This window comes from Bradyrhizobium sp. JHI2711 (assembly GCF_056156565.1).
In genome coordinates this window covers 1-319 of sequence record NZ_JBPZPT010000032.1, presented here as the reverse complement: position 1 = coordinate 319, position 319 = coordinate 1, and the positions used below count along the sequence as shown (strand labels likewise).

General features: G+C 57.1%; 1 protein-coding gene. It reads left to right on the top strand.

Annotated features, from left to right (window positions below; genetic code table 11):
• On the top strand, nt 1–319 hold a 319-nt coding region (locus ACTEK7_RS36655), incomplete at both ends, for an MATE family efflux transporter (RefSeq protein ID WP_474810820.1).

The window sequence follows — 319 nt, the reverse complement described above, 5'->3', positions numbered from 1 at the left end:
TTGGTGCTGGTGAGTACCTAGAGGCGAGTCGAGGCGCCAGTACCGCTCTCGCGCTCGCCGCGCCAGTCGGCATCACGGTCACAGTCGCTCTGTTTCTAAACATGCGAGAGATCTTCCTAGCGCTCGGCGCAACTCCAACCATCATGCCCCTGGCGCTCGACTACGCGACCACACTTTTGTTCGGATGCACCTTGATGCTTCTGAATATCGTCAACGGCTTCATCGTCCGAGCCGAAGGCGATACGCGATTTAGCATGTGGACGATGATGACCGCCTTCATACTGAACGCTGGCCTTGATCCAGTGCTCATATCCGTGCT